At 33.2% G+C, this 26202-nt stretch carries 21 protein-coding genes and 1 tRNA gene; all 22 read right to left on the bottom strand.

Annotated elements, in window-relative coordinates; all coding sequences use genetic code 11:
• Positions 1–30: 30 nt before the first annotated feature.
• The 22 genes from L3X39_RS13055 to L3X39_RS13160 all read right to left on the bottom strand — a co-directional run bounded on the left by L3X39_RS13055 (position 31) and on the right by L3X39_RS13160 (position 26079).
• Positions 31–1950, bottom strand: coding sequence for a RagB/SusD family nutrient uptake outer membrane protein (locus L3X39_RS13055; RefSeq protein ID WP_237232302.1), 1920 nt, complete (start codon positions 1948–1950; stop codon positions 31–33).
• A 12-nt stretch (positions 1951–1962) separates the two neighbouring features.
• Positions 1963–5091 carry a SusC/RagA family TonB-linked outer membrane protein gene (locus L3X39_RS13060; RefSeq protein WP_237232303.1) on the bottom strand — a complete coding sequence of 1043 codons (3129 nt, stop codon included), beginning with the start codon at positions 5089–5091 and terminating at the stop codon, positions 1963–1965.
• Between the two features lie 296 nt (positions 5092–5387).
• Positions 5388–6692 (bottom strand): TRAP transporter large permease, encoded by a 1305-nt coding sequence (locus tag L3X39_RS13065; protein ID WP_237232304.1) that lies wholly within the window; start codon positions 6690–6692, stop codon positions 5388–5390.
• 2 nt (positions 6693–6694) lie between these two features.
• Positions 6695–7186, bottom strand: coding sequence for a TRAP transporter small permease (locus tag L3X39_RS13070; protein ID WP_237232305.1), 492 nt, complete (start codon positions 7184–7186; stop codon positions 6695–6697).
• 2 nt (positions 7187–7188) lie between these two features.
• Positions 7189–8160, bottom strand: a complete 972-nt coding sequence (locus tag L3X39_RS13075) for a TRAP transporter substrate-binding protein (protein WP_237232306.1) — start codon at positions 8158–8160, stop codon at positions 7189–7191.
• Positions 8161–8172: 12 nt separating this feature from the next.
• On the bottom strand, positions 8173–9585 hold the full coding sequence (gene uxaC / locus L3X39_RS13080; RefSeq protein ID WP_237232307.1) for a glucuronate isomerase: 1413 nt from the start codon (positions 9583–9585) through the stop codon (positions 8173–8175).
• A 7-nt stretch (positions 9586–9592) separates the two neighbouring features.
• On the bottom strand, positions 9593–10768 hold the full coding sequence (locus L3X39_RS13085) for a BT3233 family polysaccharide utilization protein (protein WP_237232308.1): 1176 nt from the start codon (positions 10766–10768) through the stop codon (positions 9593–9595).
• 1 nt (position 10769) lies between these two features.
• Entirely contained in the window at positions 10770–11564 is a 795-nt protein-coding gene (locus L3X39_RS13090; protein ID WP_237232309.1) for a gluconate 5-dehydrogenase, read from the bottom strand.
• Positions 11565–11567: 3 nt separating this feature from the next.
• On the bottom strand, positions 11568–12410 hold the full coding sequence (kduI, locus tag L3X39_RS13095; protein WP_237232310.1) for a 5-dehydro-4-deoxy-D-glucuronate isomerase: 843 nt from the start codon (positions 12408–12410) through the stop codon (positions 11568–11570).
• 19 nt (positions 12411–12429) lie between these two features.
• A complete protein-coding gene (uxuA, locus tag L3X39_RS13100) occupies positions 12430–13605 on the bottom strand; it encodes a mannonate dehydratase (RefSeq protein ID WP_237232311.1) in 1176 nt (391 codons plus the stop codon).
• A gap of 1 nt (position 13606) precedes the next feature.
• Positions 13607–14581: a Gfo/Idh/MocA family protein gene (locus L3X39_RS14780; protein WP_237232312.1), complete on the bottom strand. Its 975-nt coding sequence runs from the start codon at positions 14579–14581 to the stop codon at positions 13607–13609.
• Between the two features lie 18 nt (positions 14582–14599).
• A complete protein-coding gene (locus tag L3X39_RS13110; protein WP_237232313.1) occupies positions 14600–15427 on the bottom strand; it encodes an SDR family oxidoreductase in 828 nt (275 codons plus the stop codon).
• 257 nt (positions 15428–15684) lie between these two features.
• Entirely contained in the window at positions 15685–16686 is a 1002-nt protein-coding gene (locus tag L3X39_RS13115; protein WP_237232314.1) for a GntR family transcriptional regulator, read from the bottom strand.
• A 290-nt stretch (positions 16687–16976) separates the two neighbouring features.
• Positions 16977–17051: transfer RNA gene (locus tag L3X39_RS13120), tRNA-Pro, on the bottom strand.
• 100 nt (positions 17052–17151) lie between these two features.
• The gene (trxB, locus tag L3X39_RS13125; RefSeq protein ID WP_237232315.1) at positions 17152–18132 is read right to left on the bottom strand and encodes a thioredoxin-disulfide reductase; all 981 of its coding nucleotides are present in this window, start codon (positions 18130–18132) and stop codon (positions 17152–17154) included.
• Between the two features lie 146 nt (positions 18133–18278).
• The gene (locus tag L3X39_RS13130; RefSeq protein ID WP_237232316.1) at positions 18279–20408 is read right to left on the bottom strand and encodes a peptidylprolyl isomerase; all 2130 of its coding nucleotides are present in this window, start codon (positions 20406–20408) and stop codon (positions 18279–18281) included.
• A gap of 130 nt (positions 20409–20538) precedes the next feature.
• Positions 20539–21828 carry a hemolysin family protein gene (locus L3X39_RS13135; protein ID WP_237232317.1) on the bottom strand — a complete coding sequence of 430 codons (1290 nt, stop codon included), beginning with the start codon at positions 21826–21828 and terminating at the stop codon, positions 20539–20541.
• Positions 21829–22023, bottom strand: coding sequence for a hypothetical protein (locus L3X39_RS13140; protein WP_237232318.1), 195 nt, complete (start codon positions 22021–22023; stop codon positions 21829–21831).
• A 56-nt stretch (positions 22024–22079) separates the two neighbouring features.
• Positions 22080–22634 carry an LPS export ABC transporter periplasmic protein LptC gene (gene lptC / locus L3X39_RS13145; protein WP_237232319.1) on the bottom strand — a complete coding sequence of 185 codons (555 nt, stop codon included), beginning with the start codon at positions 22632–22634 and terminating at the stop codon, positions 22080–22082.
• Positions 22634–24016 carry a hypothetical protein gene (locus L3X39_RS13150; RefSeq protein ID WP_237232320.1) on the bottom strand — a complete coding sequence of 461 codons (1383 nt, stop codon included), beginning with the start codon at positions 24014–24016 and terminating at the stop codon, positions 22634–22636. Before L3X39_RS13150 ends, lptC begins: the two co-directional genes overlap by 1 nt.
• A gap of 18 nt (positions 24017–24034) precedes the next feature.
• Positions 24035–25351 (bottom strand): BamG family beta-barrel-assembly machinery protein, encoded by a 1317-nt coding sequence (bamG, locus tag L3X39_RS13155; RefSeq protein ID WP_237232321.1) that lies wholly within the window; start codon positions 25349–25351, stop codon positions 24035–24037.
• Complete coding sequence (locus L3X39_RS13160; protein WP_237232322.1) at positions 25348–26079, bottom strand: type III pantothenate kinase; 732 nt, start codon at positions 26077–26079, stop codon at positions 25348–25350. The genes bamG and L3X39_RS13160 overlap by 4 nt, the downstream gene beginning before the upstream one ends.
• Positions 26080–26202 lie beyond the last annotated feature (123 nt).

Raw genomic sequence — 26202 nt, forward strand, 5'->3', positions numbered from 1 at the left:
TTATATTAATTAAAACGAAATTTTATAAAACTACCATCCAGGATTTTGAGGAAAACCCTCGTAAATTTGTGTTTGATCAGCTTTAAATGGTAACCAATAGTGCTTTGGGAACTCGCAAACTCTATCTGCAAGAAGTCTTTCAGTGAAACTACTTCTGTCTTGCGGAAAATCTAAGGCTAATTTTCTTCTATACTTTTCTTCGTGTGCTACTCCCCAACGGCGAATATCAACCCATCTATGTGCTTCATAACTTAACTCCACAGCTCTTTCTCTTCTTAGTTCGTCCATAAACTTGTTGTTATTTGCAACTATATTAGGATGTACATTAGGAATACCCGCTCGATTACGGAATAAATTAATAGCTGCTTCAGCCGTTAAGCTATAAGACGCTGGTGCTGTAGTTGCTCCCTTAGATGCATGTAATGCTTCTGCATACATTAAATAAACATCTGTAAGTCTCATATGCATACGCATACCAGAATATTGTCCTATAATATTATTCCAAATACTATGATACTCACCATCAATTATGGGATAAAATTTTGTCCACATATACCCTGTTGTAGATTTTTTATTATCAAAAATAGTTCTACGGTGTATACCTGCATTACCTGCATTTTCATACCAAAGTTGAGCAAATCTTTGGTTTGCGTTTCCTCCTGTTGCTTTTGGAGCTACCTCTTGACCATCTATAATATGCCATCTGTAAAAGCGTGGATCACGATTTTCAAAAGGTTTAGTATCGTCATAATCTGAAGCTCCGTATTGACCACTTTGATCATCCTCTATTGAAAGGCCATTAGCCATTCCAAAATTGTTATGAATATAATTATGGGTAGGAGAGATATTTTCTGATATGCTACCATGTAATTCTCTATTTACTCCTGATGTCATAAATCTTTCGACTTGACTTTGATTACCTCCTCCAGCAGAAAAAATATATTCTGTACCTCCTGGCCACGCATTAGGTGTTGGCGATTTCCAAAATACCTCATCATAATTATCCCAAGAAGCTAATGCATAATAACCTTGGTCTGCTAATTTAAGTATCCCTGCAAAAGCATCAACAGCCATATCACATAACTGTGTATCATATTGATACGTATTTATACTTCCGTTATTTCCAAACATTAAAGGGCTTGCTGCTAAAAGTAAGTTTTTACCTTGAAAAGCATATGCTGTTCCTTTAGTAAGCCTACCTTTATTTTCACCAAATGTTAGTTGGCCGTATGCCTTCTCATCCCAATCATTAGGTAATAATTCAATGGCTTTTTTGTAGTCTTCATTAGCTAGTAAAGCAACTTCTTTATAGGTTTCTGGACGTGGTATTTTAAAATCATCTATTAAAACTCTATCAATATATGGAAAACGCCCCCAGAATTTCATAATCTCATTATGGAAAAATGCTCTAAAAAAATAAGCTTGTCCAAGAATAACATCTTTTTCCTCTTGAGTAGCATTTACCATTAAATCTAATCCTCCATTTTCGGCACTTTCTACATTTCTAATTACAATATTAGCTTTACGAATACCACGTAAGCTGCCATCCCATAACCCCGGTCTTTGTCTATTAAAATTATTAGGGTTTTCGACATTGGCTGAATTGGTCCCTGTCGATCCATATAAAGAATTATAGTGATTATTAAAGTAAGAAAAATTATCTGATATAACAGCATTGAAGTTTCCTGCATCAATATCACCACTTATTTTTACTTCTCTATTAACATGCCCATCATCGCCCAAAAGAAAATCTTGAAAGGTATGCGTTTGCACTTCATAAGCTACCACTAAGGCATACATTTCTTCAACGAAACCTTGAGCATTTTTAAAGGTTGAAAAAACCACTTCTTCGTCTAAGGATGACTCTGGTGCCTGATCTAAATAATCCTCGCATGAAAACGACAATACGAGTCCTAAGATTATTAATAAATTTATTTTATAGTTTTTCATTATTTATTTTTTTTAAAAATTCATGTTAAAACCAAAGTTAAATCGTTTTAAGGTCGGATAATCCCCTCTTGACTGTGCATCAGATGACGTGTTAAACTCTCTATCATCAGGTAGATCAGACCATAAGAACAGGTTATTACCATTCGCAAAAACTTGAAGTTTCTTCAGCCCAAGCTTTTCACATGTCTTTTTTGGTATATCATAAGATAAAGAAACTGCTTTAAGCCTTGTTAATGATCCATCCAACCAGCTATCTCTAGGATTGGTAGCTCCATTAGCTTGCCAACTTGGTTGTGTATCTATATTGTTAGGCGTATCTACGGTCCAATAATCTAAATCCTGTGTAAAAATCAATGGTGTTGTTTGAGTAAACGTATTGTTGCTAAAGCGTCTAGAAGCATTTTGAGTTCCATACAACTGAGCTGAAATACTAAAACCCTTGTAGCGGGCCCCCAAAGTAGCACTCCAGTTTCTTTGAGGTTGTTCTGGATAACCAAAAGGTGCGTTGTCAAAATTAGGATTGTAAATACCATCTCCATCAAAATCAACAACATCATAATAACCTACACGTGTAGAACTTTGATTTGCATTTGTTGGTGTTGACATATAAACATCGTCCCAATTTGTCAATATCCCTGCGGGAATGGCTGTTCTTCCTTGCCCAATTGGATAACCAGCAAACTGTTGATAAGCAGGTCTAAATAATGGATCATCTCTTGCTATGGTTTTATCTATAGCTTCCGTATAATTAAAATCGCCAAATATATTTATATCGTTATCGAAGGTATAATTGGCACCAAGAACAATCTCAAAACCTCTTACCTCAACTTCACCTATATTAAGAGCTGGAGGCGTTGCTCCATAGAAATTTGGCACACTAAGGTCGTTACCAAGAACGACAATATTACCACGATCTTCTGCAAAATAATCAAATTCACCAGTTAATAAACCATTAAATAAAGAGATCTCAGCACCTATGTTATACTTTGTAGATGTCTCCCATTGCAGGTTTGGATTTCCTACTAACAATTCTCTATAGAAAGTATAAGGCGATAATGCTCCATTGCCTTGATATGCGCTTGGCACTAAATATGCGGATCCTCCACTTTCCCATTGTGTTTGATATTGAAATCTGCCTAGACCTCCAAAATTATCATCTCCAACAAGTCCATAAGACCCTCTAAATTTGAGCAAATTTACCCAATCTACACTTTCCATAAAGGCTTCGTTTGACACTGTCCATCCTAGTGCTAAAGAAGGGAATAAGTCGAAACGAAATCCTGGACCAAATTGTTCAGACCCATTGTAAGCTCCGTTTACATCTAAAAAGTATCTTGAATCATAGTTATAAGTTACCCTTCCTACCCAATCTTCACGATATCTTGGAAACTGACTACCCGTAGCAGACTGCTGTCTTCTCACTAAAAACAGAGCTGTCAGGTTATGTTTTTCTGCAATAGTTTTGTTGTAATTAAATGAAAAGTCATAAACCATTTGTCGCGATCGTTGACCATTCTCAACCTCAGAAGTTCCCAAAGTCCAAGGTGGTTGAACATAATCAAATCGAGTATCACTATTTGGAATGTCGAACTGCTCTAGATCACCATCGTAAAATCTATATGATACACCCCCATCATTTAGAGATTGCCTACTCCTCATATTATTATCTAACGAAAATCGTCCTTGAAAAGACAAGCCTTCAGTTATAAAGTCTAATTTTTGCTTTAGTATAAAATCTGTATTCACTTGGAAGTTCGTAAAAGTTTCATATCCTGAGGCCGACAAATTAACAATAGGGTTATTGAAAATAAAAGCAGTATTTATAGATTGTCCATAGAAACCATCTGGATATACAGGCGTGTAAAGACTTGGAGCTATTTGGTAAATACCATTTATAACATTACTTACACTAGAAGGATTTTCTCTAATACCTAAGAAACCAGATAGATTAACAGACAACTCAGTGGTGCTTGTGATATTAAAATCAATATTAGTTCTAAAATTAAATCTTTCGTAGTTGAATTCACCTAGATACCCTCTTCCGTTATCATACTTCCCACCATCAAAAATATCATTTACTGTTTGGTAAGCTAAACTCCCAAAATATTTGGCCGTGTTATTACCACCACGCACAGACAAATTAATTCTATAATCTTGCGCAAAATCTTTCAACAATTCATCTTCCCAATTAACATTAGGATAAATATAACTTTCTTCCAGAGATGCAGGGTTACGGTATCTATCAAGAATAGCTAATGGCGTATAATCTCCCCATGACGAAGGAGAAACTGCTATTTCTCTAAGAATAGCACTATTTGCCTGTAATATAGCATCATAAGAGTTCAATTTTTGCGGCAATTGTGAAACCATTTTAATGGTTGTATTCACATTTAGAGACAACTCTGCTTTCCCTCTTTGCCCTCTCTTGGTAGTAATCAATATTACACCATTAGCTCCTTCAACACCAAAAACAGCCGTAGCAGAAGCATCCTTAAGCACAGATAAATTTTCAATATCGTTCATATCTATATCGGTCATCGACCTCTTAACACCATCTACGAGAACAAGAGGATCGCCATCACCGTTCCATGAACTTCGACCACGAATAAAAATTTTAATATTATCCTCCCCAGGAGCACCGCTACCTTGTATGGCAGTAACACCTGGCAAATTTCCTTGTAATGCTTCTTCAACATTGGTTATACCAGCTGCTCTTTCCATTAATTCTTCTCCCTTTACCTGCGTAATGGCCCCCACAACACTCTCTTTCTTCTGAGTTCCATAACCTACAATAACTATTTCATCTAGACTTTCTACATCATCTTGTAGACTTACATTGATAGTAGTTTTATCAGCAATAGCAATTTCTACTGTTTTAAAACCCAGATAAGAAAACACTAAAGTTTTTTCTCCTAAAGTTAATTCAAGTGAATAGTTTCCATCAAAATCAGTCGAGGCACCTCTTGTAGTTCCTTTTTGTATTACACTAACCCCAGGCAGAGGCACACCGTTAGCATCTGTAACAGTACCTGAAACCCTCTCTTGAGCATGTAAATTTGTGGCAGTAAAACTGGAAAATACCAACATCACTACTAATGTCATTACAGAAACAAAACATCGGTTTTTAATTTGTTGTTTCATTTTGAGTTTTAGTTTTAACATATATTTTGAATTTATATAGTTTTTATATACTCTAAACTATAATAAAAAATAGTCTTAAAGCTACGTTAGCAATTTTACGACATAATGATTGTATAACTATCCTGCACTATACTGCATAGTTTATTTTTTGACTGAATATCTCTAGGCTTTTAATAACAACAGAATGTAGAGTATCGTAATTTAAAAGGAAATCTCTCAAAATTGATAAAGTAAAAAAAAGATTCCCTCTGCTACTTATTAAAATAGCCTAAATTTTTTTGATGTACATCCCAAGTTTACAAATCAAACAATGTTGGTAGGTACATTGAAATTTCAGGAATATAGGTTATCAACAGTAAGACAAGCACCATTATAAGTAAAAATGGCAACAAAGGTTTTATAACTTTAGACACCGATACATTAGCTATACCACTACCAACAAAAAGTATAGTACCTACTGGTGGTGTGCACAAACCAATACATAAATTAAGTACTAATACAATTCCAAAATGTACAGGATCCATGCCCAAAGCTACAACTACTGGCAAAAATATAGGTGTAAAAATTAAAACTGCCGGAGTCATATCCATAAATGTTCCAATAATTAATAACACCAAATTAATAACTAAAAATATCACGATTTTATTACTGAATTGTTCTAGTAAAAACCCACTTATGAGTTCTGGTATGCCTTCAAAAGAAAACAACCAAGACATAGCCATAGAAGTACAAATTAAAAACATTACCACCGCAGTAGTTTTGGCACTCGTTAATAAAATTTCTGGAAAATCTTTAATTCTTACATCGCCATAAATTAATGCCAAAACAGCAGCATATAATACTGCAATAGCAGAAGCTTCTGTAGCTGTAAAAATCCCAGCCACAATACCACCAACCACAATAACTAACAACAAAAGGCTGAAGAATGCTTTTCTAAAATAAGTCCATATTATTGAAATTGGTGTGCGACTACCCTTTACAAATTTACGTGTTATAGCTACAAAAGCAATGTAACCCATGATAGCAAAACCTAATAAAATTCCCGGTAAATATCCAGCAATAAAAAGTGCTGCAACTGAAGCTGTACCGCCACTAGCCAAAGCATAAACAATTAGAATATTGCTTGGTGGTATTAGTAAACCTGTAGTGGACGAAGTTATATTAACTGATGCGCTAAACTCTCGGGGATACCCTTCTTCTTCCATCCTATCCGTCATAATACTTCCAATGGCAGAAGTGGCTGCAATAGCCGAACCTGAAATGGCCCCAAATAACATTGAAGCCAAAACATTAACATAGGCTAATCCTCCAGGAAGACTCGCCACTAAAGATTTTGCAAAGTTTATTAACCGATTTGCAATTCCGCCCCGTTTCATAATCTCGCCTGCTAGCACAAAAAATGGAATAGCCAATAAAGCAAAACTATCAATACCCGTGGTCATTCGTTGAGCAATGGTTGTAATTCCGGGTAATTTATCAATATTTAGTAATAAACTTAAAGTTGTAGAAATACCAATACTATAAGCTACAGGAACCTTTAACATTAATAAAATAAAAAAACTTGCAAATAAAACGATGATACTTATTACTTCAATACTCATTTTTAGTCGATTATTTTATTAGTATTAATTTTTGAGAAATGGTATATTGAAAACAACATAATTAACAAGCCACTTAAAGGCATAATAGCATAAATATAGCCTAAAGGTATTCGTAAAGTGCCTGATAATTGTTCTAGATGCAGTGTGGTATAGACTAAGTTAAAACCTCCTATAACCATAACTATTAAGGCGAAGAAAAAAATACAGATTTCAATAAGTATCAAAACCTTTTTTCTGGTTTTCACAGAAAACTTTTGATACAGAAAGTCCATTGACAAATGCTCCCTTTTGGCATTTAAATACGCAGCACCAAGAATTGATAACCATATTAAAGAAAATCTTGCTAATTCTTCGGTAAAAGCAAAAGATGTGTTTAATATATACCGAGAAAATACTTGCCCTAATACATCTACCACTAATAGACCAAATATAGATATCAGGAAAATTTCCATGATTCTGCAGGCTTTATTGAAAATAACATCGGCTAGTTTCATAATTATTGGTTTTTAATTTTATTTATTAAATCAGTCATTTCAGGATGTTCTTTCAAAAATGCCTCTAAAACCGATTTAGATTTTTCTTGAAACAGTGATTTCTCTGGAATAATAATCTCAACACCCGCTTTTTTAGCAATAGCCATAGATTCCTCTACGGACTCATTCCAAAATTGTTTCTGAGCTTGAGACGACTCATCTGCAGCTTCTTGAACCCATTGCTTTTGCTCATCCGTTAATTTATCCCAATATTTTGTTCCGATTAATAAAACATCTGGAACAGACGAATGTTGATCTAAAGTATAATACTTGCTAACTTCGTAGTGATTTGAAGACACAAATGATGGCGGATTGTTTTCAGCACCATCAACTACACCTTGTTGTATAGCTGTATATAACTCGCCATATGCCATTGGGGTAGCCGAGCCTCCTAACGCATTCACCATATTAATTGCCATTTGGTTATTCATTACTCGAATCTTTAAACCTTTAAGATCGTCTGGTGTTCTAATTGGTTTTGTTGACGTATAAAAACTACGGCTACCTGCATCGTAATACCCTAATCCTCTTAACCAAAATTTACTTCCTTTTTCTAAAATAGATTTCCCTACTTCGCCTTCTAACACTTCAAATTGATGGTCTTTATCTCTAAATAAGTATGGTATCCCTAACACATGATATTCGGGCACGAAGTTTGACAATGTTGCTGCACTAACTTTAGTAATAGCAACGCTGCCTATTTGCAAAAGTTCAAGGACTTCTCGTTCTGAACCCAACTGGCCGTCAGGAAAAATCTTAACATCCATAGTACCGCCGGATTTTTCGTAAAGCGCTTTTTTAAATTCTACAATCCCTTTATGAACTGGATGGGTTTGAGGTAAGGTATGTGCCAAATAAAGTGTTTGGGTTTTTCCATCTTTTTTGCAGGACATAAAGGCTGTAAGAATGATACACACTAGAAGTATTTTTTTCATCTTATATTTTTTTCAATTCAATTTAAATCCAAAATAATTATTGGCATTGTAGTAACAAATATCTTGAACCATTTTACCTAAGAAATCTATATCGTTTGGTATAAGGCCTTGTTTTACATCTTCCGCTAATAGATTGCATAGAATTCGTCTGAAATATTCATGTCTTGGAAACGACAAAAAACTGCGGCTATCTGTAAGCATACCAACAAAACGACTTAACAGCCCCATGTTAGATAAGCAATTTAATTGCTTTTCCATACCATCTTTTTGGTCTAAAAACCACCATCCTGAACCCCATTGCATTTTTCCTGGATAATCAGAATTTTGAAAATTCCCCATCATAGTAGCAAAAACTTCATTCTGAGAAGGGTTTAAATTATAGGTAATGGTTTTAGCGAGTTGATTCGTAGACTCTAGTTTATTAAAAAGATTTGACATAAACTCAGCCATTGGAAAATCTCCAATAGAATCAACCCCAGCATCAAGTCCAATTTGGTTTAACAACCTACTATTGTTATTACGAATTGGTCCTAAATGATATTGTTGTACCCAATCAAATTCATGATATTTCTTTCCTAAATAAACAAAAAGAAAAGATCTGAATTGATCTACTTCATGTTTAACCAGGACTTCACCAGATAACTTCTTAGAAAATAACGCATCAACTTCTTCTTTTGAAACCTCAACAATTTTTAATTCTTCTCCTACTCCAAAATCAGACAATCTACAACCTTGTTCATTAAAAAATGCTATACGTTTATCAGTAGCATCCAAAAATGCATCGAAGCTATTTATTTTTATAGCACTTGCCTTAGAAAGTTTAATCAGATAATTTGAAAATGTTTCTTTGTTTATAAAAAACAACGCATCTGCTCTAAACGTTGGTAATACTTTGGTATAAAAATCGCCATTAGCAATCTGTTGATGATATAACAAATCGTCCACTGGGTCGTCGGTAGTGCACACTACTTTTACTTTCAAGTCTTCTAGTAATTGTGCTGGTGTTTTATTTTCTAAAATAACATTCGCACTTTCATATATAGATTCTGCAGAACTAGGTTGTAATATATCATCTATGTTGAAATAGCGTTTTAACTCTAAGTGCGTCCAATGAAACAAGGGGTTTCTTAATGTATAAGGAACCGTTTCTGCCCATTTTAAAAACTTTTCTTTCTTTGAAGTTGCAGAACCTGTAATGTAAATTTCGTCAATACCATTAGCGCGCATAGCCCTCCACTTGTAATGGTCGCCATTTAACCAAGCATCAGTAATATTTCTAATAGGTTTATCCTCAGCAATTAATTGTGGTGATAAATGATTATGGTAATCTATAATTGGTAAATCTTTGGCATAGTCATGATACAAAGTTTTAGCAATTTCGGATTGTAAAATAAAATTATCAGTTATGAAGTTTGATGTTTTCATAATAAATCTAGTTGATTGTAACAACTAATGGGTTATTGATTTTTAGTGCAAAAGTTTCTAAGTAATTTTCCCATGCTTCTTTGGTAGTAAATTCATTTGCTTTCTTCCAACCAAAACCTGCATAATACACAGCTCTTCCATTATTTACTTTTACTTGTGCATATAAATTGCTCCAATCTTTCACTGGAGTATCAAATAATTCACTTGAAAGCATGTTGTTTTTTGGAACTACTATTGCTGTTCCAAGCTCGGAATCATCATGAGGTTGCCAATACGAGATCCATCCTGATGCTTCATTCTGTGTTGGCATTCCATCTTTCTCGTGTAGTGTTAAACCCGTATAAATTGCATCAGTACCAGTAATTTCAATTTCGAATCTTGATAAATTACTTCCATAATCTAATGAGATATGCTTTGTTTCCGTGATGGTTTTTCCATTCGCATCCCAATCGGAATACTCTAATACAAAGCTTGTTCTTATAGGCCCAGTCGTAATTGTTTTCCATTCTGTGAAGTTTTTAGAAATGTAATACGTTGTATCAATTTTTACGGCAATTCCTCCTATGCCTCGACTCACACCTACATGAAAATTATCAAGTCCTTCCCCATTATCTTTATGATAAGCCCCTTTATCATGTTCTGCATTTTTGTACCATTTATTAATTATAGGATATTCTACTCGTTTTAACCAGGCATCTATTCCGCTAGACAGTGTGCCACCTTTTACATTTTCCTCAATCATTTTTTGGGCAGTAGGTCCAAAAGTTCTGAAACCAACTTTATTATTTTCCCAAGCATAATCATCTGTACGTTCTGGCACAAACCTAGAATAGCAATATTCTATTACCTCTGGTTTGGATGATGCTTCAACCTCTAAAAGCTCAAACTGTTTTTCAGAATTAGCTGCAATCTCTGGTTGAAATAATAAAATATCAACTTTTCCATCTTGATCTTCATCTACAAATTGAGATACTAAAATCGTATTTGTCTTTAAATCTTTAACACTTAATTTTTCAAAATCTTCCCCAGCTTTGAGTTTAACATCTGCTCTTTTAATTTCTACAGTTTCAAAATTACGACCTATATCTAAATTGTTTTTTATAGTTATAATTTGACCCGTTTTTGGGCTACAACTTACAATAAGACAATACAAGAATAATATAGCAACTAATGGACTTTTCATATTAATCTTCATTTGATGGTTTTCCTATGGTTGCTAATATTCCGCCATCAACATAAAGGATATGTCCGTTTACAAAATCGCTAGCTTTTGATGATAAAAATATGGCTGCACCAGCTAAATCGTTTGGGTCTCCCCACTTTGCTGCTGGTGTTCTATTAATAATAAAATCATTAAAAGGGTGTCCGTCAACACGAATTGGTACCGTTTGAGATGTGGCAAAATATCCTGGGCCAATACCATTAACTTGAATATTGTGTTTTGCCCATTCTGTGGCCATATTCTGGGTTAGCATTTTTAATCCGCCTTTGGCTGCAGCATAAGCACCTACGCTATTTCTACCTAATTCACTCATCATAGAACAGATATTAATAACTTTACCAGCTTTTCTAGCAATCATACCTTTTACAACATGTTTTGACACTATAAAAGGACTTACTAAATCAATATCGATTACCTGTTTAAAATCGGCTACTTCCATTTCAATAAGCGGTGTTCTTTTAATTATACCAGCGTTGTTAATTAAAATATCTATTTGTCCTATTTCAGCTTCTATTTTTGAGATAGCAGAAATAACTTGTTCTTCATCAGCAACATTAAATTTGTAGCCAACGGCATTAATGCCTTCACTTTTATATTCGGCTACAGCTATATCGATTTTTTCTTGTGAAGAATTGCCGTTTACAATAATTTTAGCTCCAGCTAATCCTAACCCTCTGGCCATTGCCATTCCTAAACCGTGTGTACTTCCTGTGACTAAGGCATTCTTGCCTTTTACATCAAATAATGACATACTCATAACTTATCTTAATTCGGTTATTTTAGCAACATCCATATCGCCATAGTCTAAATTTTCACCTGCCATTCCCCATATAAACGAATAACTACTTGTTCCTGAACCCGAATGAATTGACCAAGGTGGTGAAATTACAGCTTGATTATTTCCCATCCAGATATGACGTGTTTCCTGTGGCTGTCCCATAAAATGACATACAGCTTGATCCTCCGGAACTTCAAAATAAAAATAAACTTCCATGCGTCTGTCGTGAACATGAGCTGGCATGGTATTCCAAGAACTTCCTGATTTTAAAGTTGTCATTCCCATTTGTAGCTGGCAAACATCAACAACACTGTTTACGATATACTTTCTTAAAGTACGGGCATTTGCCGTTTCAGCAGCGCCTAATTCAATAACCTCAACATCGTTTATTCCAATTTTTTTATTCGGATATACTTTGTTTGCAGGTGTAGAATTAATATAAAATAATGCAGGATTTGAGGCAGATTTGCTAGAAAAAGTGACATCTTTATTTCCTTGTCCCACATATAAAGCCTCTCTATGTTCTAAAACATATTCAACACCATCAACATTAACGGCACCAGCGGCTCCTATATTAATAATTCCTAATTCCCTTCTTTCTAAAAAATACTCAGCTTTTAAAGGGTCTATAGCTTCTAATTTTAATGCAGTCTTAGTTGGTACTGCACTGCCAGAGATAAATCTATCATAATGCGAATACACTAATACAATTTTGTCTTCCTGCATTAAATTATCAATTAAAAACTCCTCTCTTAATTGCTCAGTATCATAGCTTTTTACGCCTTGTGGACTTGATGCATATCTTGTTTCGTAATAGGTTTTCATTGTTTTTATGCTTTTATTATTATATCGTTTGTTTTAATCCAAATTCTAAGCCTCTTAATTCTGCTAAACCACGTAGTCTTCCAATACCCGAATATCCAGGGTTTGTTTTTTTATGCAAATCGTCTAGCATTTGGTGTCCATGATCTGGTCTTACTGGAATTGCAAAATCTGAATAAGCTTCTGCTTTACGTCTTTTCTCTTCAACTAACACTGCTTTTACAACACTATACATATCTACATCACCTTCTAAGTGGTTTGCCTCGTAAAAATTACCATCGGCATCTCTTTTTGTACTTCTTAAATGCAAGAAATGTACGCGATCTGCAAAACGGTTAAATATGTTGACTAAATCATTATCTGCTCTAACACCTAACGAACCTGTACAAAAAGTAATACCATTAGCTCTGTCTGGAACATTGTCAAATAAATACGCGTAATCGGCTTCTGTACTAACAACCCTTGGCAACCCGAGAATAGGATACGGTGGATCGTCTGGATGAATACACATCAATACATTGTTTTTAGAAGCTATGGGTATAATTTCTTTTAAAAATGCCACTAAATTATCTCTTAGTGTTTGAGCGTCAATATCTTTATAAGTATCTAAAATAGTCTGAAATTGTTCTAATGTATACCCTTCTTCTGCTCCTGGTAAACCAGCAATTATATTGTTCACTAATTGCGTTTTAGCTTCCTCAGAAAGTTGTTCTAAATAAATTTTTGCTGCTTTTTGTTGTGCTTCGGTATAACTATTTTCTGCCCCTGGTCTTTTTAATAAAAATAATTCGAAAGCAGCGAAAGCAATGACATCAAAACGCAATGCTTTTGAGCCATCTTCAACCTCAAAACCCAAGTCGGTTCTAGTCCAATCTAAAACTGGCATAAAATTATAGCAAACTATGTTAACACCGCATTTTGCTAAATTTTCTATACTTTGTTTATACCTTTCGATATAGGTTTCAAATTGTCCTGAACGCGTTTTAATATTCTCATGAACAGGAATACTCTCTACGACGCTCCAAGTTAATCCAGCTTTTTCAATTATTGATTTTCGCTTTTGAATTTCATCTATAGACCACACTTCTCCGTTAGGAATATGGTGTAAAGCAGAAACAACTCCTGTTGCTCCAGCTTGTTTAATATCTGATAAAGTTACAGGATCATTTGGCCCGTACCATCTCCATGTTTGTTCCATTTTATAAATTATCTTTTGTAAATGCTTCCATTATATCTATTACCAATACACCATCTTCAACAGGACATGGATTACTTCGTTTTCCTAAGAAATAATTAACCGTTTCTTGGATCATTGGTTGTTGAATATTTACAGGGTTTTTAAAATTAAATTCTCTATTTGTATTCTTTGATTTAAGCTTGAGTTGCTCCTTATAAAACGACAACTCTATGGTACCTTCTTCACCATAAATTGTGCAACAATCTTCTTCTAAATATTTTGGGATTGCGAACGACCACATACCTCTAAACTGCACACCACTTTTAAAATTTATTAATCCATTTACTGTATCATCAACCTTATTAATACCCGATTGATTTACCGCAATGCCTTTGGCTTGCGTGTAGTTTCCAAAAAAATGATACATTAAATCTAATTGGTGAGGTGCTATATCATGAAAATAACCACCTCCTGAGACATCCTCATCTAACCTCCAAGTTGCTTTTGAATTAAAATCGAAAGGTTGTAGAAATCTTAAATCTACAAATTTAACCTCGCCAATGGTGTTAGCATCGAGTAATTCTTTAACCTTAATATACATTGGTAAAAACCTACGGTAATGTGCTACTACTAGTTTTTGATTACTATTATTTACAGCTGTTTTTAGTTGTAACGCTTCTTTTTTAGATAAAACCATTGGTTTTTCTAAATACACATCTTTACCCGCTTTTAACGCTTTTAATGCATAATTTAAATGTGTGGATGGTGGTGTGGCAATATATACAGCATTAACATCTGGTTGTTCTAATAATTTATCTGCATCATCAAACCAATGTGGCACATTATGCCTATTCGCAAAGTCTTTTGCTAAATCTCCGTTTCTGCGCATTACTGCAAATAATTCTGATTGCTCGCATTTCTGAAATGCAGGGCCACTTTTAACCTCAGCTACATCTCCGCAACCAATTATTCCCCAAACTACAGAATTACTTCCCACGTTTTTAACTCTATTTAATTAAACACCACTATAAGCACTAAAACCTCCATCAATAGGTATCACAACACCAGTAACAAATGAAGCGCCTTCACTACACAACCACAAGGTTGTACCAACAAGATGCTCGGGCTCACCAAATTTTCCCATTGGTGTTTGCTCTATAATTTGAATACCTCTTGGCGTTAAACTCCCATCGCTATTTGTTAATAATGCTCTATTTTGATCGGTTAAGAAAAACCCTGGAGCTAACGCATTTACGCGAATGCCTACTTTTGAAAAATGAACTGCAAGCCACTGTGTGAAATTTGAAACTGCTGCTTTTGCACCACTATATGCAGGTATTTTTGTTAATGGCGTAAAAGCATTCATTGACGAAATGTTTAAAATGCTACAACCTTTTCTACCTACCATATCTTCCGCAAAAATTTGCGTTGGCAAAAGGGTTCCAATGAAATTTAAATTAAATACGAATTGTATCCCTGATGGATCTAAATCAAAAAACGTTTTAAAACCTTCCGTTTTATTAACTAAATCTTCTGCCTGTAAAAATGGATTACTTGTTGTGCCTAATGGATGATTTCCTCCAGCTCCGTTTATTAAAATATCGCATAACCCAAAAGCATTATTCACCTCCTTTTTAGCATGTTGTAAAGAATCTTTTTCAAGCACATTAGCGGCAACTCCAATTGCTTTTCCTCCTTCTCTGTTTATTTCATCCGCAATTGCATCTGCCGCTTCTTTTCTTAAGTCTAATACCGCTATTTTATTTCCTTCTTTGGCCAATGCTTTGGCTAATGTTCCACAAAGCACTCCTCCAGCTCCTGTTAAAACGATTGTTTTATTCATGAAATAATTGTTGTTTGGTTAGTCTATAATAATTGATGATAGTAAAACAATAAATTGTAATTAATTGAATTACGCATCCTTACAAATATAAAAAAGAACAAAGGCCCGTCTGTCCTGCTCTGTCCTGCTCTGTCCTGTAATTTTACACCAAAATACTAAACATTAAAATAAAACTCTAAAAAATATTTTATCAATGTAAGATCCTAATCATTCTAGGTTTTCCTAAAAATTTAAATAATAAAAACCTAGAAAATAAATTATAATGACTCTCTTAGTATAAGTTTTGTAGGCAAATAGGATTGCATTGGAGCATCACTTGTAATAAACTCTGCGGCCTTGGCACCAAATTCATGAAAATCTACAGATACCACCGAAATACCTTTGTATGTAAATCTTTTTATAGGAGTTTCGTTATATGATAATACTCCGACATCCTTTCCTAACTCGTAGTTAGAATCTAAACATTGGTCTAGTAATTTGTAGAGCATTCTATCATTTACACTTATGTAGGCAGTATTTTTGTTAACTATAAACGACTTTGAACTTTTAATGACATTAAAATCAAAGTTATGTTTTTGGCAGAATTTTTTAAAATACACGACGCTTTCCCATGGATGATATGTGAATTCTGGATAAATAAATTTAACCGCATTATATTTTTTAAACAAGGGTAAAGCTTCTTCTAAACAGTTATAAAATCCTTGTCCAAAATCTTGTAAAATAAAATTATTTGTTTTTTTAGAATGCAAATCCCAATCAATTAATAATAACTTACTTTCATCAATTTTATTTATAGCCTTTTTAACTTCTGGATGATCAAAACCCATCACAATGTATTTAAAATATTTATCGCTTTGTATATCGAGCATCGATTTAAAATTCTTAACGCTATAATGATGAAATTGTAAATCAACAATTACATTATTAGGTAAATTTTGCATAAATGAGTGGTACAATACTTCCTTATATGCTTTGAATGTACTTATTAATAAAAGTACTTTTATTTTGTTATCCGTTATGTAGTAACCCTTATTAGGTGTTGATTTTATAAAACCTTCATTTTTTAGAAGTTTATAAGCCTTAAACACAGTATCCCTAGAGATTTTATAATCTTTACTAAACTCGTTTATGGAAGGAATACTATCGCCTGACTTAAAGACATTTGTTTCTATAGATTCTTTAAACGCATTGAATATTTTTTTGTATTTAGGTATATCGTTACTACCGATGTTTTTTAAATTAATTAAGTCCCCGACCATATTTTATAAAAGATTTTAAACAGAAGTAATTGTTAAAAAAATGAACAGACTTGAATGATTTAAAAGACAGAATAGGTGTTAAAAAAAATCAAGTTTTCTAAATAAACACAAATTTTAACAAAAACTGTCCTGTACTCTCCTGTACATAATTTTACGAAAATAAATGGATAAATATTTTATATTAAGAAGATTAATGAAATACTTTGTAATATCAAAAACACCATTTAAAACAAAAAACACTGATAAAATACTATTAACAGTGTTTCTAAATACATTGATATACTACTAGGTCGGGATGACAGGATTTGAACCTGCGACCACACGGCCCCCAGCCGTGTACGCTAACCGGACTGCGCCACATCCCGATTTAAAAAAATTGTATTCAAAGAAAACAATTTTTTATAATACTTAATAGCAAAAACCAAGACATTTCTTGCCTTGGTTTTTGCTATTTAAAACTATTTTTTAATTATAGGTAGATGTAGAAACCTCAAAAGTGGAATCTTTTGCTGCTAGATAACGTTCAGCATCTAAAGCTGCCATACAGCCAGTTCCTGCAGCTGTTACTGCTTGTCTATAAACATGATCAGCGGCATCTCCAGAAACAAAAACACCTTCAACATTAGTTTTGGCTGTTCCAGGTACATTTATAATATAACCGGTTTCATCTAAATCTAGATAGTCTTTAAATATATCTGTATTAGGTTTATGTCCTATGGCCACAAAAAATCCTGTAGCAGGAATTTCATGCTTTTCATTGGTTTTATTATTAAAAACTCGCACACCTGTTACCACCTGTCCGTCTCCTAAAACCTCGTCGGTTTCAGTATTATAAAGTATTTCAATATTCTCGGTATTTTGTACTCTTGCTGCCATGATTTTAGACGCTCTAAATTCATCTCGTCTTACTAGCATGGTCACCTTTTTACAAAGTTTTGATAAATAGTGAGCTTCTTCACAAGCTGAATCTCCCGCGCCTACTATAACTACTTCTTGATTTCTATAAAAGAATCCATCACAAACAGCACAAGCTGAAACGCCCCCTCCTAGTTTTAGGTATTTTTGCTCAGACTCTAACCCTAAATATTTTGCAGAAGCTCCTGTTGAAATTATCACAGTATCACAATGGATTTCTTTGGTATCATTTACCCAAACCTTATGAACATCTCCCGAAAAATCAACTTTCGTTATCCAGCCATGTCGCACATCTGTTTCAAAACGTTCTGCTTGCTTTTGTAGTTCCATCATCATTTCTGGCCCTGTTATTCCATCTGGATAACCAGGGAAATTTTCAACCTCATTAGTTGTTGTTAATTGCCCACCTGGTTGTGTCCCTTGATATAAAACTGGCTTCATATTTGCTCTTGCTGCATATATCGCTGCTGTATAACCAGCAGGTCCAGAACCTATTATTAAACATTTTAATTTTTCTATTGTATCAGACATAATTTTATATCGTTTTATCCTAACAAAAGTAGGATTTTTGTTAGAAAACTTACAGTTAAGTTATCAACAGTTCTTATGAAATAATAACCAAACTTTATAAAAAAAGCCTCGATAAACGAGGCTTTTTTAAATATCATACGCTATTTCTATTGAATTTGAGTTTTAGCTCTATTATCCTCAATTTCGGAAGCTTCTTTTAAGGCATTATATAGCTTAGAGTTTACTACACTAATCTTTTGTTGCTCCACTCTATTGGCAGCAGCTTGATAATTATCTAAAGCCACAGCGGGTGTAACCTTAGTAACTTGAATCATATAAACCCCATTTGCACCATCAATTAATTTTGAGGTCTCTCCTTCATTTAAACCAAATGCTGCACCAACTACTAATGGTTCTCTTCCAGCACCAGAGATGGTTGGAGTTTTCATATTAATAGCAGTTGCCGTTTTAACTGTTGTATTTTCAGCAGCAGCCAAATCTTCTAATGTTGTAGCCGTTACTCTATCTCTAATTAATTTTGCTTTTTTCTCTTTTCTTATAATTGGTAAAACTGTTGCAGTAGCATCTTCAACTGACATTAAACCTTCTTTATGTTTAGCTACTAATTGAGCTATCAAATATCCACCAGGGATATTAAAACGCTTTATATCTCCAACTTCGGCTTCATCTTCAAATGCCCAACGTACAATTGGTCTTTGATTACCAACTCCTGGTATCGATTCGTCTAGAGCTTTAATCCCATTTACCGGACGTACTACATAGTTGTTTTCTTTGGCAACAGCTTCAAAATCACCATTACCCGCGTTAATCTCAAAGTTAGAAGCATCCCTGAACACTTTATTACTTGAAGCTTCTGATGGTTCTATTTTTCTTGCTATTGTACCTATTTGTACGGCTTTCTTTTTGTCTTTTTGACCTTCTATTTCAATGATATGAAACCCGAAAATTGTTTTAACTACTCCTAAATCACCAACTTTTCCATTAAATTCAAAATCATTAAACTCAGGTACCATGGTATTATAAGGGTGCCAGTCATAACGCCCTTCGTTTGCAATACTTCCTTGATCTGAAGAAAACTCCGTTACAAACTCAGAGAATTTAGAACGATTTGACTTTAGTACATTTAATAAACTATCTGCTGTCTTTTTAGCCTGAGCTTCCGTTTGAGTAACTTCAGGTGAAGCACTTTGCGCACCTAAAAAAGGTATTAAAATGTGTCTTACTTTAGCTGAATCAGGAATTTGTTTTACAGCAATTAACTTAGACACTTTATAGTAACCATTATCTTTAAATGGCCCATAAACTTCTTCTTCATTTAAATTAAAAATACTGTCGGCAACGGTTGGTGGCAAACTAGATTTAAAAAGAAAACTGCCGTTAAATTTTAAATCCGAAGAAGCTCTTAAATTGATATAATCTTCATTATTTTTCACTTTTGAAAAAGCTACTAAAGTATCCTTTCTTCCAGTTTCATCAACAAATCGTCCGTTTACGTAAGTTTCAAGTTCAGCTTTAATTGCATTTTCATCTTCAACTGATGCAACTTCTTTAAACTCAACAAATCTTATATCTCTTGAAGCATCAACTTTAAACTGCTTTTTGTTATCGTTAATATATTTTGAAATATCAGATTTTGTTACCTCAACAATACTATCAGGAATAGATGAATATGCAACCTGAACATATTTAATATCAACTTTATTTCCTTCTAATTTATGCTCTAATTCTCCTTCAGCCAGGGTTCCGGTTAAGCCTGCTTTTACTAAATTAAAATAGTTTTGTTGCAATGCATTGGCTGCAACTTGTTTTTCGTAGCTAACCCAACTTTGGTAAGCTGCTTGCGAAGTTTCTTTTAAATTCGCAATATATTCATTCAGTTTATTTTCATCAAACAAACCTGCTTCATTTAAAAACTCTGGACTTGATGCTAAACTAGTTTTTAACAAGTCTCTCATTTGGTCTTTCTCAACAGATATTCCTAGTTTCTCATATTGAGTTTCCATAACCGCTTGTCTTACTTCATCTTCCCAAACTCTATTCATTACTTGCGTATTGGTAGCATTAGGCCCCATTTGTCTTTGCAAGTTTTCTACCTTTTGCAAAAAGTCTTCACGAGTAATGTCTTTTCCATTTATTGTAGCAACAATATTTTGAGATTTTGCTGTTAATGCATCACTATTTTTAAACAAATCTGCTAATACAAAAGAGAATAGCGCTAATGCTATTATTAGTATTAAAAAGAGTGATCGTTGTCTTATTTTATTTAAAACTGCCATTTGTAAATTTTGTTTTTAATAAACCCGTTGGGATTGCTTGTTAAGTTGGTGCTAATTTTTAATTAACCGATAAAAATATCGTGCGCGAAAATACCATTTTCTATTCAATAATAAAAGTAGAATTTGTAATTTAATCTTCCTGTAAAACTTTAAGTTCTATCATATCAATCTTCGTATTTGATACTTCTAAGATTGTGAATTGAAAAGCGTCAATTTTAACGATCTCATTTTGATTTGGTATTTCCTCAGTATGATGAACAATTAAACCTCCAATAGTCTCATAATTTTCACTTTCAGGCAGATTGACTTTATAGGTTTCGTTGATATAATCTACTTCCAATCGTGCTGAAAACTTATATGTATCGTTATCAAATTTTTCTTCAATTAAATCCACAGAATCATGCTCATCTTCAATCTCTCCAAATAATTCTTCTACAATATCTTCAACTGTCATAATACCCGAAGTTCCTCCATATTCATCAAGTATAACTGCTATACTTTTTCGTTTTTTTGTGAGTACACTTAAAACATCTTTGATAAAAACCGTTTCTGGAACAAACTCAACCGGCAGCATCATAGATTTAATACTTTTAGGTTTTTTAAACAACTCAAAGGAGTGAACATAACCTAAAATATCATCAATAGTATCTTTATATACTAAAATTTTGGTACAACCCGTTTGTGTGAAAAGGTTGTTCAGCGATTTAATAGAATCGTTAATTTCAACTGCTATTATTTCAGTACGTGGCACCATCACCTCACGTGCTTTTACATCGGAAAACTCTAAGGCATTTTGAAAAATTTGTATTTCGCTATCTACATCTTCATGTTCTTCAACAGATTCCATTTGCTCGCTGATATAATGACCGAGTTCTACTTTTGTAAAAGCTAATTGAATTTGGTCGCCTTCTGTTTTAAACAAGTGCTTTAGTACAAAATCTGAAATCCAGATTACAAAATCTGAAATAAACGTAAACAACACATAAAAAATATATGCAGGAATTGCTAATAACTTTAATAATGTATTTGAATAAATTTGAAAAAATACTTTTGGTAAAAACTCAGCGGTAATTAATATCAATATAGTAGAGATAATAGTTTGGGATAACAAACTTAAATCTGTTAACAAATAATTTAAAACCTCGTTTGATGTTGGTAATTTTGACTGAAACCAATTAACCAACAAATCGCCCATAAAAAAACCATATATAACGAGTGCTATGTTATTACCAATAAGCATAGTAGCTATAAACTTTGATGGCTTTTCTGTTAGTTTGCTTAAAACTTTTGCTAGTACACCGTCCTGTTTTTTTTCAATTTCAATATGGATTTTGTTTGAAGACACATAGGCAATCTCCATACCTGAAAAAAAGGCCGAAAGAATTAACGATACAATTATGATAAGTACATAAATGCTCATCTATTTTGAGTTATCTCTATTTTCAATTTTTTTGCTAAATTTTCTCCTAAAAAAAAACATAAAAACAGCTAATGCTGCTAATCCTAAAGAAATATAAGCACCATTCGTACCATCTCCCCATTTTGATATACCATCATAAAGAAATAATACTGCAAATACTAAATACGCATATTGAAAAATCTTATAATACTTCATGTATATTTTATTGTTTTTTGAAAGTATAAAGATACTTAAAATTGAGAAAAGAGAAATTAATCTTCTAGTGTTATTATTCCAGTTACCTCAAGCACTTCAGCATTTGTAAATTTAGAGTTAGAATCAAATCCATTACCGTATATCACATCTTGTTCTGTTTGAAACGAAACTGGTTTATTGGTATATAACCATTCTCTTTTTTGGTCGTAAAATAGCTGGTCTGTTTTTAAAATTTGGTTGTCATGTGTCGTTATCACCACATTGTTCTGCATATCAATTAAATCGGTTACTGTATAAACAATAGCATATTCTGCAACCACAGTACTCTTCCTGTTTTCTTTATCATAAATATAAAGCGTAGCACCATCTGTAAACTCATAAAACGGAAAATTCCGATTTGAATAATCTAGATACTTGCTACTTATCAAGTTAGCTACAACTCTACCCGAATCGGTATATTTTAAATTCGTATTATACTCAATACCTATAGGTTCGTTTTCAGAAATTCCAATTTTTTGAACTTGTTTAAAACTGTCGTTACATGAAAAAAACATAGTCACAATAAAAATTGTGACTATGTTTAATATATAATATGAATTCTTTTCTTTCATTAAATATTTGGCACTGTAACTGAAGCTCCAATCCAACAACCTATTCTAATCGTTTCTCCTGACCTACCCGAGCTAAAAATCTCAGATTTTTGTGGCGCCTTTGCTAAGTAATTAGCAACAGATTGTGAGGAGGCACTTGACAATGTTGGGTCCACTCGCGCCGCTTTTCTAGCTTCATCGGCAGCTAACCAATAAACAGCTCTTTTATTAAAGTTTGTATCTCCACAGCTGTTTGCGCTTGAAGCATACATAGCTGCTATTGATAGGTAAGGACGACCATTCGATGGGTTTAGTTTTACAGCCTCTCTAAAGAAGCCTCTTGCTTGTCCATAACTTCCTCTAGCTTTTAATTTTAACCCAATTCTATTATTAAGCTTTGATTTTTTAAAACTATCCGTTTCTAAAGATATAGCTTGTTTATAAAAGTTTATTGCTTCACTTGAATTACCTTCTTTATCCTTTAAAATACCTAAATAATAAGCAGAATTAGCCGACGGACTTAAATTGTGATATGCATTAACTAAATCAAAGAATAATGGGTCGTCTGTACATTCCTTTTCAGACATTTTACCTGCTGCTCTTTGCAACCAAACAGCATTCGTTTTGTTTTCTTGAAAACCTTTCTTATAAAGCGGAATTAAATTTTCGCAATTCGCTCTAGTACCTAATTTTTCATCAATACCAGAAGATATTTGGTCATAAGCTTTTAAATAACTTTCGTAATATCTCTGATATTGCTTTTCTTTTTTAGTATACGTAGCTCCTGTTGAATCTTTAGCTATAAGCTTATTTAACTTCTCAGAGTAATTTTTTACTTCATCTTCAACCTTCTCTACAACATCATCATATTTGTTAAACAAATCTTCAGCGGGCTTTTTCCCAGCATCATACAAATCCACCATTAAAGAAAAATAAGTATATAAACTTTTAGGATTTGTAAAAGTTTCCTTATCTAATTTATAAGCTGCATCAAAACAATCGTATAATTCTTGATCTGATTTCCCTAATTCTTTTCTATTATCATACATTAATTGACAAGCCTGTGCAGCGTACTCACCTTTAGGTGTTTTACTAGCAAAATGAACTCCTCTTTCATCCCAAAGTTTAACTAGGTCGTTTATAAAAGCCACTTTTTCTGCACCAGTTGAATTATCAATTTTATGTTCTAAAATTTTCTCACCATCCACATATATAGCATTATTGAATTTTGGACATTTGTTTCTTACATCCATCCATGGTTCATAAGCTGCGTCAAAGTTTTTCGCTTTAACGTACTCATGAAATATTGAGAGTTTAGTCATACACTCTTCATCTTGTTGAGCAAAACCAAAGTTTAACCCAATAAATAAAATTGCAAGTAATAATGTTATTTTTTTCTTCATGATATTAATTTTATGCTGTTAGTCATATTTCCTTTTTTGAAACCATCTATCGTTCAAAGATAAGCTTAATTGGAAATTAATAAAATTCTCTTGTATTAAATTACTGTTTTTTGTTCCTCTTTTTCCAATTTCGAAGCCCAAATTAGCATTTGAAAGCAATGAGGGGTTCCCAACTGGTAATCCTAAACCAAAAGATATGCCAAACTCTTTTATAGATTCATTATTTATGTTTAAACCTGTATTTTCAAAGTGTAAACCTGCTCTATAAACGGTTCTTTTAAAGTAACTTGAAAAGGAGTTGTACTGCGGAATATAAAAACCTCCTAAAGAAAACGTAGAACCGTCTTCATAGGTTGTTGTGCTACTATTATACAAAACATTTGAAAAATTACTAGTCTTTATGGTTGCATATTCTGCGCCAATAAACCAACTCATTGGTTTGCCAATTCCAGCGCCAAATGACAATTTAGAAGGCAAAATTAAATCGGTTTCTGATAAACCCATAGATTCTAAATCCACATCAATGGTATTAATTTCAAACTCTTCACCCGTATTGGAGCCTATACTAACGGTTGAAAAAGACCTTTGATTTTTTGATGTTAAACTACTTTCTGGCGTGAATGTAACACCCGACACAAGCTCTAGTTTATCATTTATTAAAGTTTTATATGAAATTCCGAAATTTAAGTTTATTCCACTTAAATCAGATCTATTATTTTCACGAGCTTGGTATTGAACTGGAAAACCATCATCGTACTGATACTCAATGGTACTATTTTGAATATTTCCAAAGTTGTAGTGCAAATCAGCTCCAATAGATAATCCTTTTGCAATTTGATACCCTAAACCAAAAAACACTTTATTTAGCCCACCTTCTCCTCTAAATCTATTTTCAATTTCATCGTCTGAATTTATCGATTCTAATTTATATCCCACCGATGTGTATGGAAGTAACCCCAAACCAAAACCAAACTTTCCAACAGGTACCGATATAGCTAAATAATCAAAAGTAGTTGCAGATGCGTTATCACTACTAGAATCACTTTCTAAATTTGTACTTGAATAAGTTCCTCCTAGTGTAAACTTCACAGGTCTACTTTCTCCATTAAAGGGATAAGTTGCAACATTATCGCCAGTGTAAGATGCAGGATTACGTAAATTCATATGAATACTGTCAGTATAAATACTTAAACCGCCCATACTCCTATTTTCAACAGTTCCTTTGAATTTCAGGCTTCCTATTCCATAAAATGAATAAGGTGAGGCAGTACCTTCCTGCCCATAACTGTGAATTGCAATAAATGCAATAAAAACTAATACAAGTTTTTTAATCATTCGTTTGTGTTAAATTGTAAAATATAATTAAGTCCCTCTATAAGAAAATTAGGAAGCGCAAATATGCTACTTTTTAATTGTTTAGACAAGAAATTAGCATCACCTCCTGTTAAAATAACTGTTAAATCAGGATATTTTAGCTTATAATTAACAATAACCCCATCAATTTCATTTACAATGCCGTTAACAACACCTGAATGAATAGAATCCTTAGTTGAGTTTCCTATTATATCTTTTGGTTTTTTAGAACTTAATAACGGTAAATTGGCGGTTAAATTATTTAAAGACTTATATCTCATATTTAACCCTGGGGATATGGCTCCTCCTAGGTATTCATTTTTTACGTTAACAAAATCATAGGTAATACACGTGCCAGCATCAATAATAAGCACATTTTTATCGGGAAATTGTTCTACAGAAGCACAAACCAAAGCAATTCTGTCTACTCCAAGTGTTTTAGGTGTTTTATATAAATTTTTAAAGGGTAATTTAGTATTAGAATCTAGAACAAGTAAATCTAAATGTTTACCTATTGATTTGATTTGAGTTTTTTTTAGTTTTCCAACGGATGAAATAATGCCTTTATTGATTAAGTTATATTTCTTAATCAATAAATTAAATTGATTTAAAATAAGGTGATGTTCTACTACTTCCTTGTGCAAAAGCTTGCTAGACTTAAAAACGGCTAGTTTTACAAAAGAGTTTCCTACATCAATTATTAAATTCATAGTATTTGAAAGCGATAAATTTACAAAACAGGCTACAATATTATTCTTAATTATTTTATAATATTAGTTTTAAACACGCTTTATGAATTAAAAATTATTTACAATAAATTTTGTAACTTTAGT

Source organism: Flaviramulus multivorans (assembly GCF_021728415.1).
In the GTDB taxonomy this organism is placed as follows: Bacteria; Bacteroidota; Bacteroidia; order Flavobacteriales; family Flavobacteriaceae; genus Sabulilitoribacter; species Sabulilitoribacter multivorans.